Raw genomic sequence first — 15150 nt, forward strand, 5'->3', positions numbered from 1 at the left:
AGGCGCTCCCGATCGCGCCAGTGAGGGTCCTGCAAATCTCGTTGTAATTCCGCGACCACCTTTTCCGCGTCAGCGCGGGTCTTGGCAGCAATAGCATGAACTCGCTTGGACTCGGTTTTAACGCCATCGATCCGAACAGCCAAATGAGGCATTCCCTTCTCTGGAGGATCATAGACAGCGAACGCAATTTGCATCGGTAATCTCCATTTCCAAGTTCCTCGTTATACCTTATCAAAACTTATGCCGAGTGGTGACGGACGAACTTGACGACAAGCCCCCTGAGAGCGCAAGTCGCTTCGGTCGATCGATCGTCACCAGACGTCCTTCGGCGAAACGGAGATGGCTTTTTTGCGTTCGAGGTCATCGACGAAGGCCGTCCATGCGGCCTTGCCAACCCGCAGCGAGCAGTAGGCACCGGCCATGGCCGCGAATGCCTTTAGGACAACCAGCATGTCCTCGACGAAGCCAGATAACTGCGTCGGCACGGAAGTCCCGTAGGCAAGATAGATGGCGTCGCGGTAGTTCGCCTTCCCGCGATATCTCGATGCCTGGTGCAGAAAAGCGATGCCGCGGCGGGCATAGCCCGCATCGCGCAGTTCGCGAGCCGCCTTCGTCCGGAAATCGGAAACTCCTAGCGCCTTGAATGCGGCCGCCTCTCTCACTCGCTCCTCCACATTCCATCGCTCCCAGCCCGCCGTGCCGGATAGGTACTCCGCGCAACACCCCCAGGCTTCTTGCGCGGTCGTGGGTTCGTTGACTAGCGAGTGTCGACCCCGCGCCCTCACCGGAGTGAGTTCGACATCGACCGTGCTCGGGACGATGCTCGATAGGCAATCGCCGAAGGGAGGCATTGCTAGGTTCTTCGCCGGAAAGCGCTCCTGCCACTTCCTCGCGGTCTCCGTGTGATTGTCCTGAAACGAGCCGTCCATCGCCGCCGTCATAGCGGACGCGGCGCTGTAGACCCCGTAGTACCAGGCCACTATTGCTGTCCGCGCGACATCCGCCTTATTCGGAGCCAACGTCAGAGCCTGCAACGCGGCGATCTGGTTGAGAACGAACAGAAGCTGTTCGCACACGGTGTTGAACTCGCGATCGGGGACGACGCGCGCCTGGACCTTCACGTAGAAGGTACGACCCTCGGCGAAATCGAGGCTCTGGTCGGCAGCGAGGATCGCAAGCGCGCGCATCCAATTGATCGTCGACGGAAGCGCGAAGCGTGCGTCCGGCACATCGCGCGGAGCTTCCGTCAGGGTGCCGTGCGTCTGCATCCGCGAATAGAGGGACGGCGTCTTCGGACCGACAGCCATGGTGCGTTCGCCTCAGATGTAGAACTTGAAAGGCAGCGGCGTGTGCGGCGTGATGGGGCCCGCCGTGAGTATCTCGCCAACCAGGTCTGCGAAGCGCAAGGTGACGGGAAGACCGTCGCAGAACTCGGCGGCGTTGAAGTTCAGCTTGGTCAGCGACATCACGTCCCGCATGACCTGCTCGATGTCGGCCGAGCCCCGCCTGATCTCCACGGTCAGCGGATTCGGCACCTCCCTCCCCGGATAGGTGCGCAGGCGCGGAATGTAGCCCCTTGTCCAAAGATAGCCCGAGGTCTCAGACGTCACGACGGCGGTCCCGCGCAGCGCAGCATTGGCGCCATAGCGGAGGGCTTTGATATCCGCGTTGTCGCGGATTTGAACGCCGACGAGCTTGGTCGATTGCGGCACGGCGCTGGCGAAGCCGGTCCATTCGTTGGCGGCGAAGTTCGTCTTGCCGTGAATGAAGAGCTCGGCCGGAGCCGCCCCATGATTGTCCTTGTAGGCCCGGACGATCATCGCCATAAGCTTCGCCGCTTGATCCTGATCGAGATGGAATGCGTCGTTCTTCTCTGAATACCAGGGACCAACGGCGCCTCTGAACACCAGGCCATCGCCGGAACCGAGGAACATCTGCGCGCCACAGCAGGCGTTATCTCGCCCGCTAGGTCGCTCGATCCGCTTGAACACCAGACCGACGTAGCAGACTCCGTCACGCAGTTCGGCCAGGCGCCATGGTCTCCCGCCGATCTTGTAGAAGCTGGTCGTCGAAAGGTTCCAAGCGATGGTCGCCGGATCCTGCATCCGCGATTTCGCCTTCTCGGTCGGCGGATCGAGTGTGACCTCCTTGGCTACCTGGACCACCTGGCCGGTGTCCATCAGCCTAGCCTTGAGCTGGTTGTGAAAGTTGAGTTCATATTCGTAGACCGCCGCAGCCTCCATCTCCTCCGAAAACATTGATCCCTTGGTGAGGATGGAGCGCGCCGCCTTCATACCGAGTTTGCGAGTCCCGGGCGTGCGGAGCTTCACGGGGACTGTCGACTTAGGCCGGCCGTATTTGTAGACCTCATTTGGGACGATCGCGAACCACAACTGCGGGCGCGCTTCCTCCTCGCGGAGATACTTGCGCATTGCCTCTTCGTAGAGCGCGACCGCCGAATAGATCGCTTGATGCCTGTCGGCGTCCAGGATCCGGCGACTGAGCTCGCCAGCATCGATCAGGCACGATGCGAACGGCTTGCTGGGCCATGCGGCACCATAGACCGCCTCGAACCCAGGCCAGACGAACGTGTTGGCTTCATTGCGCTTGCGGTCGGGCGCCGGCGCCGGCGCGTCGATGAATTTTTCGATGGACGCGACCCACTTCGAATACTTCTCGAGACCGGCCGGCGTGGCGATCACACCGACGTCCATGCGCGCGGGATTCTGTCCTGACGCGACCGGCCCGAATAGGAAAAGACCATCCTTCGGGTGCTCGGTACTCTGATCGTGGCCGAATGTCAGCCGAGGTTCCTCAATGTGGATCGCCCGCCAAGCCGCCGTCATTCGTCCTCGTCCTCGGTATCGTCGTCCTCGCCGAGATCATCGGTCTCATCCGGCTCCTCCGGCTCGCCTTCCTCGTCGACGACGTCCAGATCGAACGGCATGCGCATCGCGGCAACGAGCTTCAATCCGTCGCCCGCGACCGACCAGCTACGATGCTCGCCGAGGGCGATCAGCACGCTTTCGGCCCCGCCGCCGAAGAACTCGAAGAAGGCCTGCCAAAGCGGGCGCCAGACGTGATTGAACCAGCTCTTGCAGAAGCGCCGCCGGAATTTCGTCATCTCATCGGCATCCCGCAGCGGCTCTCTGCCGTCCCGGGTGAAGACGACATAGGGCCGCAATCGCACCGTCGGCGTCTCGCCGAGCCGCAGCACGGCGCGCATGCCCAGGTGCCAGTGCGCATTGAGGACCTTGCTGAAGCCGACGACCTGCTTGTAGGTCCGCTTGCCCTTGGCGTTGACGTAGTAGACACGGTCGTCCGGAAGCAGCTCCTTGGGAAAGAACATCACCGTGCCCGAAGAAGCTGCGTAGGAGAGAAGCCCACGCGCCGCGAGATGGTCTTCGAATGATTCCCGGAGCATCCGGACTGCCCAGTTGTTGGCGTCGCCCCGGCGCGGACCGACGGGATCGGTGACCGCGCCCTCGAGGAAGTCCTTCAAGGGCGCCGCGCCCCGCAACGACACCGACAGTTCCGGCGGCAGTTGCGCCTGAATCTCATGGGCAGAGGCAAAGCTCACCAGCAGGCGATTGTGCATAGTGTGCGGATACGGCAGGGTCTCAATGGCCTGCTCAAACCTCTTGTTCTCGCCGTCGTACTCGTAGAAGGAAATCTCATCCGGCAGCCGGACGATGGGAATGACGCTGGTGAGCAACGGCTCCTCGCCGCGCTCGACAACCACGTCGGACCTCACGGATGCCTGACTCCATCGATCGAACTCGGCGGAAAGGTCCGTCACCACGCGCGGCACCTTGGCCTTCGTCAGCGTCTCGACGAGTACTGCGAGTTTAGCGCCCCATCCGGCCGTGAAGTCGATTGCGTTGAGCTGGTGTATCTGGATCGGCAGGTCCGCGAAGGGGATGTCGTCGATCCGGACCGGGATGATGAATTCCGCATCCTTGAGCGACTTCTTGACCGCATCCGCGACGGAGATCTCGTTCCTGACGCCGCTGCGGTTGGGATCGCAGCTCGCCTTGGAAACCACGAAGACGACCTTGAGCGTCCTTTTCCGGAGCGCGTCCTCGATGCTAGTCCAGAACGGCGTCCCGCCGGCGAGATCGAAGATGTCGGCCCATACCTTGTAACCGAACCCCGTCAGCCTAGTCCCCAGCCAACGCACGAACTCGTTGTCCTCCGGAGTTGCGTGGCTGATGAAGATAACGTCACGCTCGGACATTCCGGAGGGACCGTCGTGGAATGGGTAATGCAGGCCAGATTCGTATAAGAAAAAAGCGACCTGCAACGTGACGATCGGTCGCTGGCGCTCCCTAGGGGAATCGAACCCCTGTTTCAGCCTTGAGAGGGCCGCGTCCTAACCGCTAGACGAAGGGAGCGTTGCGGTCTCAGGCAATAGCCTCGAAAACCGAAAACTGCAAGCGAGCTTGGCTCAGGGTTCGCTGACGAAGCGGAGTTTTCCTGCGGGTTTCAGCGTTTTCGCGTCGAAGGTGCGGATTTCGGTCGCCCCGCCTATATCGAGGGTCACCACCAGGCGGTCGCCGGCGATGCCGGTGGAGACGATGCGGGCGCCCTTCGGCAGGGTGGCCGTGATGTCGGTGGTGGCGGCAGGGCTTCCCTCCCCGCGGTAAAAGCGATACCCGACGGCGATGAGGACCACGGCCACTGCCAGCGCCGAGGTCAGGCCCGCGATCAGCATCATCCGCCGCACCCGCGCGATCAGGGCGGCCTGCTCTTGGGTCGGTTCAGGGATCGTTGCGTCGGTCATGGGCGGCTCTTTAAACATGATCTGCGGAAGTGGAAACCGGTTTTGCCGAAGAAAGTAAGCGTGAACGAAGAAGAACGGGGCGCCCCCTGCCCCGACGTCCCCTCTGGCGGCCAACGGCTGACGGTCGTCGTTCAGGGCGATGAGGGCTCGCCCCGGCTCGACCGTGTCCTCGCCGCGCGCCTGCCGGAATTGTCGCGGTCGCGGCTGAAGGCGCTGATCCTCGCCGGTTCCGTCACGGTGAAGGACGCTCCCATCCGCGACCCTGCTTTTCACGTCGCCGCAGGCGATACGGTTATAGTCGAGGTTCCGGAGGCGGTGCCGCCGGAGCCGAAGGGCGAGGATATCGCGCTCGATATCATCTATGAGGACGACGACCTGATCGTCATCGACAAGCCGGCCGGCCTCGTGGTGCATCCCGCCGCCGGTCATGAGAGCGGCACGCTGGTCAACGCCCTGATCGCCCATTGCGGCGCGAGCCTTTCCGGCATCGGCGGGGTGCGGCGTCCGGGGATCGTCCACCGGCTGGACAAGGATACCACCGGCTTGATGGTGGTCGCCAAGAACGACCAGGCCCACCAGTCGCTGACCGCGCAATTTGCCGACCATGGCCGCACCGGGGAGATGGAGCGCGGCTATATGGCTTTCATCTGGGGAGTGCCGAACCGCCAGCGCGGTACCATCGACGCGCCGATCGACCGTCATCCGCATGCGCGCGAGAAGATGGCGGTGCGCGAAGGCGGTCGCGAGGCGATCACCCATTGGGAGCAAAGGGAAGTGTTTCAGGGCCGGGACGGGAAGCCGGTCGCCTCCCTGCTGGCCTGCCGGCTCGAGACCGGACGCACCCATCAGATCCGGGTGCACCTCGCCCATATCGGCCATCCCCTGCTAGGCGATTCGGTCTACGGCCCGCATTTCAAGACCAAGGCCAGCCAACTGGGGCCCGAGGCGCAGGCAGCGCTGGCCGCCCTCGGCCGCCAGGCGCTCCACGCGTACCTTCTTACCATCGAGCATCCCAGGACCGGGGAAATTTTGCATTGGGAGGCGCCTCTGCCGGAGGATTTGCTTCTCCTGAAAGGCAGCCTTGAACGCCCCCTTGGAGGTGGCGCTATGACGCACCCCCCGAAAAAGAATTGATATGACAATAGGTTATACCAGCCACACGGGGACGTGACGTCAGCAATCCTTCCCTATCGGGGGTCATTGGGTGTATTGTTGCACCTGCGTTGAATATCCAACGCGGAACATCGCAAGCCGGCCGGCTTTAACACAGCGGCCGCCTGCCGGGCCCGCCGCTATCGGGGGCCTGAACCAACTGGAGGGCGCAAGTATGGCCCGTACAGCTACCTTGCCGGTTCTCAATGGAGAATCCGGTCTTTCCAGATACCTCGCCGAGATCCGTCGGTTCCCGATGCTGGAGCCGCAGGAGGAATATATGCTCGCCAAACGTTGGCGCGAGCACGACGATCGCGACGCGGCACATAAACTCGTCACCAGCCACCTCAGGCTCGTGGCCAAGATCGCCATGGGCTATCGCGGCTACGGCTTGCCGATATCCGAAGTCGTGTCGGAAGGCAATGTCGGCCTGATGCAGGCGGTGAAGCGGTTCGAGCCCGAGAAGGGCTTCCGTCTCGCCACCTACGCCATGTGGTGGATCAAGGCGTCGATTCAAGAGTACATCCTGCGTTCATGGTCGCTCGTGAAGATGGGCACGACCGCGAACCAGAAGAAGCTGTTCTTCAACCTGCGCAAGGCGAAGAGCAAGATCTCCGCACTGGACGAGGGTGATCTCCACCCCGACCAGGTGAAGCTGATTGCGAGCCGCCTCGGCGTGACGGATCAGGACGTGATCGACATGAACCGCCGTCTCGGCGGGGACGCGTCGCTCAACGCGCCGATCCGCGACGACGGCGAAGCAGGCGAATGGCAGGACTGGCTGGTCGACACCGCGCCGAACGCGGAAGCCCTGATGGCGGAGAGCGAAGAGTTCGATCATCGCCGCCAGGCGTTGACCGGCGCCATCAGCGTGCTCAACCCGCGCGAACGCCGCATCTTCGAGGCGCGGCGCCTCGCGGACGAGCCGATGACGCTGGAAGACCTCGCCGCCGAATTCGGCGTCTCGCGCGAACGCGTGCGGCAGATCGAGGTCCGCGCTTTCGAGAAGGTGCAATCGGCCGTCAAGGGCACGATCGCCAAGCAGGAAGCGGCGCTCGAAGCCGCGCACTGACAGCGCGACCAGACAAATCACTCGGTCAAAGCCGGCGGCAACGCCGGCTTTTTCTTTGCGACCATGAACCCGTGGACGGGACGGCGACACTATGCTGTCAGTGCCGGGTTCCGCGGCGGCCGCGAGGAAGAATTTTGACCGATCCCGATATTATTTCGATGCAGCTGACGAGCGCTGCCTTCTCCGGTCCCGACAGTATCGAAGCATTTCGCGAGACCTACGGCCGGCTGTTGATGCAGCTCGAGATCGATCCGCTGCCCGGCGTTCCCTTCGAGCTCGACTTCAGGATCAGGGGCGTCAATGGATTTTCGATCGCCGACGGCAGGTTGTCGCCGACAACCAATCGCCATACGGCCTCGATGATCGACAATGACCACATTGTCCTGGTCCATGCCGTGCAGGGACACGGCGCGCTTCGGCAGATCGGCCGTGAGGTCGACCTTCCGAGCGGCAACGCCACCTTCGTCACCAATTCGGAGGCCGGCGAATTCCTGGGCTACGTCCCCTCGCAGCTCCAGAACTTCCGCTTCACGCGAAAACGCCTGGAGGGCGTGCTGGTCGATATCGACGACGGCTTGCTGCGCTCGATCCCGCCTGACGATCCCACCCTCGGGCTGCTGACGCGCTACGCCAGTATCCTCAATGATGAGGAAGCCCTGGCATTGCCCGAGCTGCGCGATGTGATCGTCACCCACATGCACGACCTTGCGGCGATCCTGCTCGGTCCGAACCGCGATGGGCAACAGATCGCCAGCCGGCGCGGCGTGCGCGCCGCGAAACTGCACGCAATCCAGGACGACATCAAACGCAATCTCGCCTCGCGCGACCTGACGCTCGATGCGGTCGCGCAGCGCAACGGCATCTCCGCGCGAACAGCGCGCGATCTGTTCCGCGAGTGGCACACGACGTTCACCGACTATGTGCTGAAGCAACGCCTGGCGATGGCGCACCGCAAGCTGCTCGACGCACGCTTTGCGGAATCGCCGATCAGCTCGATCGCCTTCGACTGCGGCTTCGGCGATCTGTCTTATTTCAATCATTCCTTCCGCCGCCGCTATGGCGCGAGGCCGTCCGATATCCGCGCTGCCGGCCTCGGAAAGACCCCGTAGTCCGGACATACCGTTGCCGATCGGCAACATCGGTGTGACGCGCCGCGACAGTGCCGTGCAAGCCAAGAACTCCGACGCGCAGCCCAAGCCGCGCATGCCCCGCCTCCCTATGGTGCGGCCCATTGCAAGGCGATGGAATCGGCAGGCTTTTGGGGGAATTATGCTTTTTGATAAATGCGGCGTCCGTCTCAACCTCTGGACGGCACGGCGTCCGCTGTCTCTGTTGGCGGCAACTACGCTGGCTTTGCTCAGCTGCTCCACCCTGGCCTCAGCCCAGGCCGTGATCGAAGGCGGCAGCACCGCTACGGTCCCGGGATCGCAAGCGTCGCCGTGGAATGTCGGCGGCGATCTTACGGTCGGCGCCAACGGGGACGGCACGCTCAACATCGGCCCGAGCGGCAGCGTGCAGAATGACAAGGGCATCATCGCCGGCTCGCTCGGCTCCAACGGCACGGTAACCGTATCAGGGTCCGGCGCGAACTGGACCAACGGCGCGTTCCTGTCGATCGGCGCCAATGGCAACGGCGTGCTGAACATCGGCAATGGCGGCGCCGTCAGCAGCGTCGGCGCCACCATCGCTGAAGCCGCCGCCGCAACCGGGCAGGTCACCGTCGACAGCGCAAGTTGGAGCAGTACGGGCACGCTGAATGTCGGCGGTCGCGGCAATGCTACCCTGCTCGTCAAGAACGGCGGCCACGTCAACAGCGCCAGCGGCTATCTGGGCGCCAACAGCACCGGCACGGGATCGGCCGTCTTCACCTCCGGATCGAGCTGGACCACCGGCCTCCTCTCCGTGGGATTTGCGGGCACGGGCTCGCTGACGATCGAGAACGGATCGACGCTGACCAATACTTTCAACGCAGAACTCGGCTCGAACGCCAACAGCAACGGCATCGTCACGGTGACGGGAGCAGGTTCGGTCTGGCACAACAACGGCAGCCTGACGGTCGGCGTGGCCGGCAAGGGAACGCTCAATATTCTCGATGGCGGCGTCGTCAACACGTCGGGCGTCGCCACGGTCGGAAACGGCTCTCCGCAAGGGACCAACAATGCCTACGTCAACGGTTCGGGCGCGGGCTGGAATATCGGCGGTACCCTCAATGTGGGCGGCGCAGGCGTCGGCATCCTGACGATCAGCAATGGTGGCATAGTCACGGTTGCCAATGGCACCGGCACCGTTCGCGTCGGCGGTTCGTCCAACAGCTTCGGCAAGATCACAATCGGCGGCGAAGATGCGACGCCTGGCCATGATCCCGCAGCCGCGCCTGGCACGTTGAACGTGGCGACCATCGAAGTCGGCGACCACGGCACCGGCGCTCTTCTCTTCAATCACACCAGTTCGAACTACGTCTTTGCCCCCGTCATCGCCGGCGTCGGCTATGTCGGGACTGAAGCGGGCACCACGATCCTGACCGCCGACAGCAGCACCTTCTCCGGCTTCGTCAACGTCTACGGCGGACAGCTTATCGTGAACGGCTCATTGGCCGGAGCGTCCGTGGAGGTCATGAAGGGCGGCATACTCGGCGGCAGCGGTATCGTCGGCAGCCTGTCTGCTTTGAACAACGGCATCGTCGCGCCCGGCAATTCGATCGGCACGCTGAACGTCGCCGGCAATGTGAGCTTCGCGCCGACCTCCATCTACCAGGTGGAGGTCAACGCGGCGGGCCAGAGCGACAAGATCATCGCCGGCGGTACCGCCACGATCACCGGCGGCCAGGTGCAGGTGCTCGCGGGCTCTGGCAATTACGCGCCGTCGACGACCTACAATATTCTGACCGCGGCCGGCGGTATCACCGGAGCGTTCGATACAGTCACTTCGAACCTGGCGTTCCTTGCGCCCTCGCTGACCTACGATCCGAACAACATCTACCTGACGCTGATCCGCAATCAGATCGCCTTCCCTTCTGTCGGCGTGACGCCAAATCAGGTCGCGACCGCCGGCGGGGTCGAGGCGCTTGGCGGCGGCAGCGCCGTCTACAATGCGGTTCTCAATCTCTCCGCGCCGCAGGCGCGTGTTGCCTTCGACCAGCTTTCCGGCGAGATGCATGCTTCGATCCGTGGCGCGTTGATCGACGACAGCCGCTTCCCGCGCGAGGCGGCGCTCAACCGGCTGCGGGCTGCGGCCGGCGGCGTCGCCGCGTCGAATGCAGCGGTTGCCGTGCTCGACGGCAAAGGCGGCTATGCCGCCGCCATCCCCACGACGGAGCGCTTCGCGATCTGGGGCCAGGGTTTCGGCAGTTGGGGACATTGGGACGGTGACGGCAACGCCGCAAGGTTCGGCCGCTCGACCGGCGGCTTCCTCGTCGGCGCGGATGGCACCATCTTCGACAGCTGGCGGGTCGGCGGGTTCGCCGGTTACGGCGCCACGCGGTTCGATACCAACGAACGCCGCTCCTCCGGCTCGAGCAATGACTACCATGTCGGGCTCTATGGCGGCACGGGCTGGGACCGCCTCAGCTTCCGCTCCGGCCTTGCCTATACATGGCACGACCTGACGACCACGCGGAATGTCCTATTCCCCGGCTTCGCCGACTCGCTGCGGAGCGATTACGGCGCCGGGACGACGCAAGTGTTCGGCGAACTCGCCTACGGCATCAATGCCGGATGGACGTCGTTCGAGCCGTTTGCCAACCTCGCCTATCTGAACCTGCGCAGCAACGGCTTCAGGGAAATCGGCGGCGCCGCGGCACTGACCGGCGCGGCTGCGGACAATGATGCGACCTTCACGACGCTCGGGCTGCGCGGTGCCAGTTCCATCATGCTCGGCACCATTGCGGCCACGGTCCGCGGCTCGCTCGGCTTGCGCCACGCCTTCGGCGATGTCGCTCCGCTCGCAACCTTCGCCTTCGCCGGCGGCAGCAGTGCATTCTCGATCTCCGGCGTGCCGATCGCCCGCAACGCGGCGGTCGGCGATGTCGGGCTCGATTTCAACCTGATGCCCGGCGCCGTGCTGAGTATCTCCTACGGCGGCCAGTTCGGTTCCGACGTGATCGATCAGACCGTCCGCGCCAATCTCAGTGCGAAGTTCTGAAGGCTCTCGCCTACTCGCCCCACTCCCGCGCCATGTTCGCGAGGGCGCAGCCCTCGCAATAGCGGGCGTCCTTGAAGTCGATCCAGTTATGGGCGTAGACGCGTTCGAGCGGGATGTTGTAGCGAGTGCGCAGCACCTTCACCAGGATCCGCCACGCCGCGACTTGCGCCTCGGTAGGCGGACGCGTCACGTCGGGATAGTTGCCGGCGAATTCGACGCCGATCGAATTGCCGGCGACGACCTGGCGATAGGTCGGGCCGTTGTCGATATATTTGTTGTCGTTGCGGTTGGCGCCGTCGCCATGGGTCGTCACCAGCTTCTCGTCGACCGCCCAATAGACCGTGCCGTCGGTCTCGACCCACACCATCACGCCGCGCCGGCTCGGCTTCTTCGACTGCGCCTGTGCGCCGCCGCGGGCCGAGCCTGCCGGGCCCTCGGTCTGGTGCACGATGATGTTGCGCCAGCGATGGGATCTTGCGACGTCGCCCCAGGGCGCCAGCCACACCATCTTCAGACCGGGGATTTCGGGTGTGCCCGAGGATCGCGCGATCGCCGCAAGGTCAGGCGTCTGCGCGACGGCCGGCGTGACGAGCGCGGCGGTGCAAAGCGCCGCCGCAAGCAGGCGAGGGTTCATGCATCGGCCCCCGTGAGGCGGCTTCACGCCGTTTTGCGCGGCACGATGTCAGGCATGTAGGCGATGTCAGGCACTATCGGCGGAGCCGGCTCAGAAATCGCGTAGCCGTCGCGGCCACGCTTCTTGGCTTCATAGAGTGCCCGGTCGGCGGCGGCGATCAGCCGGTCCGGATAGGCGCCGATCTCCCTGGTCCATTGCGCAACCCCGATCGACACCGCGATCGGGATCTCCTGGCCCGAGCATTCGGCCGCATCGGCCCGGCACACCTCCAGCACGCGGCGGGCGATCATCGCCCCCTCAGCCAGCGTGGAGGACGGCAGCACGATGCAGAACTCGTCGCCGCCGCTGCGCGCCAGCATGTCGGCGGGGCGCAACCGGGTCTGCGCCATCAGCGCGAAATGCTGCAGGCAGGCGTCGCCGGCAGCATGGCCATGGGTATCGTTGATACGCTTGAAGCCGTCGAGGTCGATCACGAGCAGCGCGAACGGCTCGCCGCTGCGCACCGAGCGGGCGCATTCCTCGGTCAGCCGCTGCACGAAATGCCTGCGATTGCCGACCCCGGTGAGGTCATCGAGCAGCGCGAGATCGGCGACTTCGTTGCGCAGCCGGTCGATCGCCATCAACAGGAGGCCGAAGTTCCAAGCCATCGACAGGAATATCACGATCAGGATCAGCGCAGCCTGAATCCCGTTGAAATCGACGATCGAGAGATCGCCCCCGACCCGCATCAGCGCCAGGACCGAGCGAACGCCATAGGCGATAATGAGAAGAGCGCAGCAGATGGCGGCAAGGCGGGCGCCGGGATTCTGGTCGTCGCGCCGCATGATCAGCAAATGCAACGTCACCGCCGCCGGGATGATCTGTCCGAGGGAATAGATCGCGATCCGCATCGGCATGTCGTCCTGCACGAACTGGAAATAGGCGAGGCCGATGCAGGTCAGGCCGACACCGAGCACAGGCATGCGCCAGGAGATCGGCAGGTTGTAGAACCGCTGGACGCCCATGACCACGAACCAGCAGGCGAAGGTCAGAAGCGCATTGCAGCCGATCAGCAGCAGGCTGAAGTCGACCACGCCGCGCAGCATCGAAGCTGCGGCACCCGCGATTGCGGTAAACGCAGCCGCCGTCCAGAACCGCGCTGCTTCGAACTTGGGATAGCAGCGCGAGACGTAGACCCAGACCAGGCCAAGCGCGAAAAAGTTGGTGACGGATACCGTCCACAGCGTCGGAACGCTCAGCACCGCAAATCCAGGATGTGCATCCTGCCCCTTCCCACAGGTGAACGGGCCGCTCGTGACGGCTCTCTCGCGACCGGCAACATGCCGTCGTCTGGCTTAACGGAATCTCAATTTGATCGCCTATTCGGTGCTGTGGTTTTGAAACAATAAAGATCGAATTTCCGCAGCATTAACCTTACCCGTTCGGCCGTTCGATGACGCCGAAGGAGTCTGGCGCGCGGTGGAGCATGGCAGGTTCGGCGAAAAATCGCGTAAAACTGCGTAACAGTTGTGGATAACGCGATGACAGCGGGATGACAGCCCGCGGCAGCACGCCGCGAATCTGTTGAGCTTGTCAACCGAGGATGTTGCGAGGTTGGCCCTCCGCCAAGCATGCCTCGGTGTCGCGTTTCAATCCATTTAACCCTGAGAGGATACTATGGCTAAGAAAGCGAAGAAGGCGAAAAAGGCGAAAAAGGCCACCAAGAAGAAGAAGGCCAAGAAGTAACTGTTTCAGCCCGGGCGGCGGCGCGCGCTCGCCCTGCCCGGGCGCTCAAACCGGGATTGGTCAAACCGGCGGGCTTGCGGCCCGCTGTTTGATTTTGCGCCCACCGATCGGCGCTCCGCAAAGCGCGTGGGATCACATCTAGTGCCCGCCATCCCGCGCCAGCACCATCCGCTCCGCCTCGCGGATCACATCCAGCGGCGCCCAGGGCTTCGACCAGAATTTCGCGCCATCGGGCAACTTCCGCCTCAGCGGCTTGCCCGAGGTGACGATGACGCCAAGGGCGGGATTGCAGCGCTTGGCGATATGGGCGAGCTCGACGCCATCCTTGTAGCCAGCGAGCTCGACATCAGAGATCATCAGATCGAGCTCCTCGCCGTCGCGCTGCAAAACCACCTCCGCGGCCTCGGCGCTGGCGCATTCGATCACATCGAAATCACTCTCTTCCAGTAAGAGCCCGATCATCTGCCGCTGCATCGGGTCGTCTTCGACGATGAGCGCTCTTGCGCGAGGCGTTCTTGCCTGTTCCATCGGCGGCTCCGTTCTTGAAGTAATGCAAGTTAAAACCTGCCGCGCGAACTTGTTCAGTTCCGATCCAAAAAACTTGCGGAACCCTGTGCTATGGTTCCCCTCATCTCTGGGAGCTGATCGCATGACTACAATCTCGGCAAGTGCGGTGGCCGTGACGGGGGCCGCCAGCGGCATCGGCCGGGCGCTTGCGCTCGAGCTTGCCGCACGCGGCGCCGATCTCGCGCTGGCGGACCGCGACGAGGCCGGCCTTGCCGCGGTGGCCGCCGAGATTGCGAAAACAGGCGCGAGGAAAATCACGGTGCATCGCGTCGACGTCGGCGAAACCGATCAAATCGCGAGCTTCGCGGAAGCCGCGACCAGCGCGCATCCGTCCCTCAACATCCTCATCAACAATGCCGGGGTCACCCTGCTCGGCCAGTTCCACGAAATCGACCAGGCGCAGATGGAGTGGCTGTTCAACATCAATTTCTGGGGCACAGTGCATGCGACGCGCGCCTTCCTGCCGCAGCTTGCGCGGCAACGCGAGGCGCATATCGTCAACGTCTCCTCGATCTTCGGCATCGTCGCACCGCCCGGCCAGACCGCCTATTGCGCCTCGAAATTCGCGGTGCGCGGCTTCTCCGAAAGCCTGCGGCATGAGCTTGCCGCCGCACGCAGCCCGGTGCGGCTGTCGGTGGTGCATCCGGGCGGCGTCACGACCAACATCGTCCGTAATTCCCGCACCGGCGCCGGCGTATCCGACAATGCGCGCCGCGCGCAAGCGATCGAATGGTTCGATGCGGCTGCCAGGACGACACCGACTGCCGCCGCGCGCAGCATCATCCAAGGCGTCGAGAACAACCGGCCGCGCATCCTGATCGGCAGCGACGCGCGCTTGATGGATCTGCTGCAACGCTTCCTGCCGGCGACCTATTGGTCAGTGCTGCAGCGGCGGCTCGGGAGAGAGACGGCGCAAGCGGGGACGTCCTCGCGATAGCGCCGTAGGATGGGTAGAGCGCGGCGAAACCCATCGCGATGGAGCAAGCCGCGCGAATGATGGGTTTCGCTGCGCTCCACCCATCCTACGACTCTCGTCATTGCGAGCGGAGCGAAGCAATCCATTTCGCCACTTGCGGA

At 63.7% G+C, this 15150-nt stretch carries 12 protein-coding genes and 1 tRNA gene; 5 read left to right on the plus strand and 8 right to left on the minus strand.

What is annotated here, in order from left to right; genetic code table 11:
* Positions 1-311 precede the first annotated feature (311 nt).
* From AC5ZG1_RS07285 to AC5ZG1_RS07305, 5 genes are all read right to left on the minus strand, one after another.
* On the minus strand, positions 312-1268 hold the full coding sequence (locus tag AC5ZG1_RS07285) for a hypothetical protein (RefSeq protein WP_496132424.1): 957 nt from the start codon (positions 1266-1268) through the stop codon (positions 312-314).
* Positions 1269-1319: 51 nt separating this feature from the next.
* Entirely contained in the window at positions 1320-2846 is a 1527-nt protein-coding gene (locus AC5ZG1_RS07290; RefSeq protein WP_496132425.1) for an argonaute/piwi family protein, read from the minus strand.
* The gene (locus tag AC5ZG1_RS07295; RefSeq protein ID WP_496132426.1) at positions 2843-4237 is read right to left on the minus strand and encodes a toll/interleukin-1 receptor domain-containing protein; all 1395 of its coding nucleotides are present in this window, start codon (positions 4235-4237) and stop codon (positions 2843-2845) included. The genes AC5ZG1_RS07290 and AC5ZG1_RS07295 overlap by 4 nt, the downstream gene beginning before the upstream one ends.
* A gap of 82 nt (positions 4238-4319) precedes the next feature.
* Positions 4320-4394: transfer RNA gene (locus tag AC5ZG1_RS07300), tRNA-Glu, on the minus strand.
* A gap of 53 nt (positions 4395-4447) precedes the next feature.
* Positions 4448-4783: a hypothetical protein gene (locus AC5ZG1_RS07305; RefSeq protein ID WP_130223081.1), complete on the minus strand. Its 336-nt coding sequence runs from the start codon at positions 4781-4783 to the stop codon at positions 4448-4450.
* A 117-nt stretch (positions 4784-4900) separates the two neighbouring features.
* Between AC5ZG1_RS07305 and AC5ZG1_RS07310 the strand changes: the two genes are divergently transcribed.
* From AC5ZG1_RS07310 to AC5ZG1_RS07325, 4 genes are all read left to right on the plus strand, one after another.
* Positions 4901-5917 carry an RluA family pseudouridine synthase gene (locus tag AC5ZG1_RS07310; RefSeq protein ID WP_496132510.1) on the plus strand — a complete coding sequence of 339 codons (1017 nt, stop codon included), beginning with the start codon at positions 4901-4903 and terminating at the stop codon, positions 5915-5917.
* 193 nt (positions 5918-6110) lie between these two features.
* Complete coding sequence (gene rpoH / locus AC5ZG1_RS07315; RefSeq protein ID WP_028161616.1) at positions 6111-7007, plus strand: RNA polymerase sigma factor RpoH; 897 nt, start codon at positions 6111-6113, stop codon at positions 7005-7007.
* 158 nt (positions 7008-7165) lie between these two features.
* Complete coding sequence (locus tag AC5ZG1_RS07320; protein ID WP_496132427.1) at positions 7166-8116, plus strand: helix-turn-helix domain-containing protein; 951 nt, start codon at positions 7166-7168, stop codon at positions 8114-8116.
* A 160-nt stretch (positions 8117-8276) separates the two neighbouring features.
* Positions 8277-11147, plus strand: a complete 2871-nt coding sequence (locus AC5ZG1_RS07325) for an autotransporter outer membrane beta-barrel domain-containing protein (RefSeq protein WP_496132428.1) — start codon at positions 8277-8279, stop codon at positions 11145-11147.
* 10 nt (positions 11148-11157) lie between these two features.
* Here AC5ZG1_RS07325 and AC5ZG1_RS07330 read toward each other — a convergent pair whose 3' ends face one another.
* The 3 genes from AC5ZG1_RS07330 to AC5ZG1_RS07340 form a co-directional block, all read right to left on the minus strand.
* Positions 11158-11781, minus strand: coding sequence for a peptidoglycan recognition protein family protein (locus tag AC5ZG1_RS07330; RefSeq protein ID WP_496132429.1), 624 nt, complete (start codon positions 11779-11781; stop codon positions 11158-11160).
* A gap of 23 nt (positions 11782-11804) precedes the next feature.
* Complete coding sequence (locus AC5ZG1_RS07335) at positions 11805-13022, minus strand: GGDEF domain-containing protein (RefSeq protein ID WP_496132430.1); 1218 nt, start codon at positions 13020-13022, stop codon at positions 11805-11807.
* Positions 13023-13644: 622 nt separating this feature from the next.
* Positions 13645-14034: a response regulator gene (locus AC5ZG1_RS07340; RefSeq protein WP_130223090.1), complete on the minus strand. Its 390-nt coding sequence runs from the start codon at positions 14032-14034 to the stop codon at positions 13645-13647.
* Between the two features lie 121 nt (positions 14035-14155).
* Between AC5ZG1_RS07340 and AC5ZG1_RS07345 the strand changes: the two genes are divergently transcribed.
* Entirely contained in the window at positions 14156-15010 is an 855-nt protein-coding gene (locus AC5ZG1_RS07345) for an SDR family NAD(P)-dependent oxidoreductase (protein ID WP_130223092.1), read from the plus strand.
* Positions 15011-15150 lie beyond the last annotated feature (140 nt).

It is taken from the genome of Bradyrhizobium sp. Leo78, from assembly GCF_059512425.1.